Raw genomic sequence first — 3259 nt, 5'->3', positions numbered from 1 at the left:
TTGCCCCAAGGCCGGAAAGGCCGGCGCCAACAAGTGCCATTGCCCCCCCGCCTGAGCCGGATGCGAAAAAAGAGCCGATTGCGCCAATCAAGCCCAATGCAAAGCAGGCATAGCCGGCATATTTGTAACTGATAGTCTGCATCATAACCACCCAAACTTGGCATTACTAATGAATATTGGTGTATTTAAATATGCACGCCTGTGTGCACGAGATTGGGCATTGAAATAAACAGGCCCGTTTGGGCATGGTGCGACAGGCAGCTTGTGCATTGTGCGACAGGCAGCAACAAGTGGGGCGCAACAGGCAGCGACAGGCGGAATGCAGGGGACTGAAACCGTTGGAGAAATGGCGCAGAGCATCAAAAAGGCTTATAAATGCTTGGCGCGTATCAATTTACTGTCAGCGGCCATAGGGGAGGGGAAACACCCAAACCCATTTCGAACTTGGAAGTTAAGCCCTCTTACGATATTGCCTTTACTGCGGTCGTCCGCGGGAACGCGTATTGTTGCTGACACTAATATTTTACTCCTTAGCCTATGCGCCAAAAAGCCAGACTTAGAGCAAGCATTTTGCAGGCGTGTTTTGCAAAAGATAGCCCAAGCGGCCGAATGCTGCCCAGGGTTCGCAAAAAGGCAATCAAAAAGCAATTGCATTCTGCGGTGGATTCGTCTTTTGCCTTATGCCTATACTTATATTTCTTGTCCTGGCAATTAATTTACTGGACATTGATTTTTTGTAGGTGGGATTGGCTTGCGGCATAATACTTGTTTCAAGGTTACAGATGAGGCTGAGTGTATATGGAATTTTCAGGGTTTTACAAGCTAAGTGTGGATGAGAGGCGCAAGCTTGCAGCTGAATTTGCACAGCTTTCACAAGAGGAGGGGAAGCTTCTTGAGACGCCTTGCTCCCTGCCACTTGGCGTTGCCGACCGCATGATTGAAAACGTCATAGGGTCATACCCGCTCCCATACGGGGTTGCAACCAATTTTGTGATAAACGGCACTGAAGTCCTTGTGCCAATGGTGATTGAAGAGCCCTCCGTGGTTGCGGCAGCCTCAAACGCCGCAAAGCTATGCAAAAGCACCGGCGGGTTTATTGCCTCAAGCACTGCCCCGATAATGATTGGGCAGATGGCCCTGTTCCGCCTTGAAGACGCGCAGAGTGCTTTTGAAAAACTGCAAAAAGGCAAGGAGCAAGTCATTGGAATTGCAAAAAAATACGCAGGAAGCATTGAGCAGTACGGAGGCGGGGTGAGGGGCCTTGACATGGAGCTTCTTGACTCGCAGGCAGGCAAGATACTTCTTTTGAAATTTTACATAGATGTGCGCGATGCCATGGGCGCAAACACTATTAACACAATCATGGAGCTTTCCTCGCCTGAAATCGAGCAGATGGCAGGAGGCAAGGCGCGGGTGAAAATCCTTAGCAACCTTGCAATAAAGCGCATAGCGCGGGCAAGTGCCAAATGGAGCGCGGCCGAGCTTGGCGGAAGCGACGTTGTTGACAGAATTCTTGAAGGGTATGAGCTGGCCGTGGTGGACCCTTTCCGCTGCGCAACGCACAACAAGGGAATAATGAATGGCATTGATGCGCTGGCAATTGCAACAGGGCAGGACTGGAGGGCAATAGAGGCCGGCTGCCACGCATATGCGGCATGGGGCGGAAAATACAGGCCGCTGACAAGGTATTACAAGGACAAAAACGGGGACTTGATTGGCGAAATCGAGATACCTGCGCAGGTGGGGATTGTCGGCGGGGCCATAAAAACGCACCCTGTTGCAGCCATTGGGCTCAAGCTTCTCAAGGCACAAAATGCTGCTCAGCTAGGCGAGGCTTTGGCTGCAGTAGGCCTGGCGCAAAATTTTGCAGCACTTAGGGCTATAACAACCGAAGGCATTCAAAAAGGCCACATGAGGCTGCACGCAAAAAACATAGCGGTGAACGCAGGGGCCCAAGGCGAGCAGATAGAAACTGTTGCAAAGGCCCTTGTAGACTGTGGCACGATAAATGTCTCCAAGGCAAAGGAAATTCTTGAAGGAATGAATAAATAAGAAAAATAAATAGGAAAAATTAGGTAGTTGATATGGAAAAAAACAGCAGCAATGGCAACTTGCCTGAAGTAAAGGGACTAGTAGAAAAATACAAGTACGACGTAATTGCAATCCTTCTTCTTGCAATGCTTTTTTACGGGATATCAAGCATAGCGTTTGGGGACGGGCTTTTGCCCAATTCAACTTATGAGAAACTCTCCTGGCTGAGAACCGCAACGAGTGGAGGGGGGCAATCACAGGCAGGATTGGGCGGCGGCGCAGTTGGCTTGGAAGGAATAGGAAGCTATCACAGTGCAAAAACGCTTGAATTTGCTGGCATGCTTGCAGGGGCAGATGTTCAAAGTGCGGCCGGGCTTGAGCAGGCATACAGGCTATCCTATTTGATTAGCGTTGTGCTGATTTGCGCAGGCGCTTATGTGTATTCAAGGGCACTGGGGCTTGAAAGGCAGTGGGCGTTTGCAGCCTCCTGCATCATAACGTCAACGCCTTATGTGCTGCTTTCTTTTGCAACCCAGGCCGGGCTTGCCCCTGTGCTTGCCTTTGCGCTTTGCATTGTCGGGCTTGCCGCTTTTTCCCTTATGAAAAAAAGCCCTCTTTTTGCAATACCGGGTTTTGTTTTTAGTGCAGCAGGCTTGCTTTCCGACCCGCACCTTGGCCTTGCTGGCGCACTTATTGGCTTTGCAGGAGCCTGCACTGTCATCTTGCACGCCATGAATAAAAATACAGAAAACACTGAGGGCAGGGGCACTGGGGCAAAGCTTGATTTTGCCAGGCTTGCGCCGCTTGCAGCTTTCCTTTTACTTGGGGCAGTTTCGGCACTTGTTGGGTCCCAAAGCTTTTCCTGGTATGAGTTCCAGGCGCAAAAATTCCTTTTCAACAACATCTTTCTTGCAGCAGCAGCAAGCCCGCTACTTGCCATTGCAATCGGTAAAAGCAAACAGGGGCGTGAGCTTGAAGGTTTGACTATGTTTGTTTTCGCACTTATTGCAGGCTCTGCCTTTCCACTTGCAGGCTTATTTTTGCTTGCCGCAGCCTTGCCGCATGGAATCAGGGCCTTGCTTGAGGCAGGGGAAAGCAGGATTGTTGCGGCCGCATTTGCAATAGGGTTTTTCATTGCAGTCTCCCTAAGCACGCACAGCGAGCTTGTCCAGACACTTGGACTGGGGTTGCTTTTTGGAGGGTTTTTGGCAGGGGTTGCATATGTTTA

The 3259-nt window shown here is 50.3% G+C and carries 2 protein-coding genes and 1 rRNA gene; all 3 read left to right on the top strand.

What is annotated here, in order from left to right; genetic code table 11:
- Window positions 1–399 precede the first annotated feature (399 nt).
- Window positions 400–515, top strand: a 5S ribosomal RNA gene (gene rrf, locus FJZ26_05120).
- A 283-nt stretch (window positions 516–798) separates the two neighbouring features.
- Entirely contained in the window at window positions 799–2052 is a 1254-nt protein-coding gene (locus tag FJZ26_05115) for a hydroxymethylglutaryl-CoA reductase, degradative (GenBank protein MBM3229787.1), read from the top strand.
- 32 nt (window positions 2053–2084) lie between these two features.
- On the top strand, window positions 2085–3259 hold a 1175-nt coding region (locus FJZ26_05110), incomplete at its 3' end, for a hypothetical protein (protein ID MBM3229786.1).

It is taken from the genome of Candidatus Parvarchaeota archaeon, from assembly GCA_016866895.1.
Lineage (GTDB): Archaea > Micrarchaeota > Micrarchaeia > Anstonellales > VGKX01 > VGKX01.
This window is presented reverse-complemented; position numbering and strand designations above follow the sequence as displayed.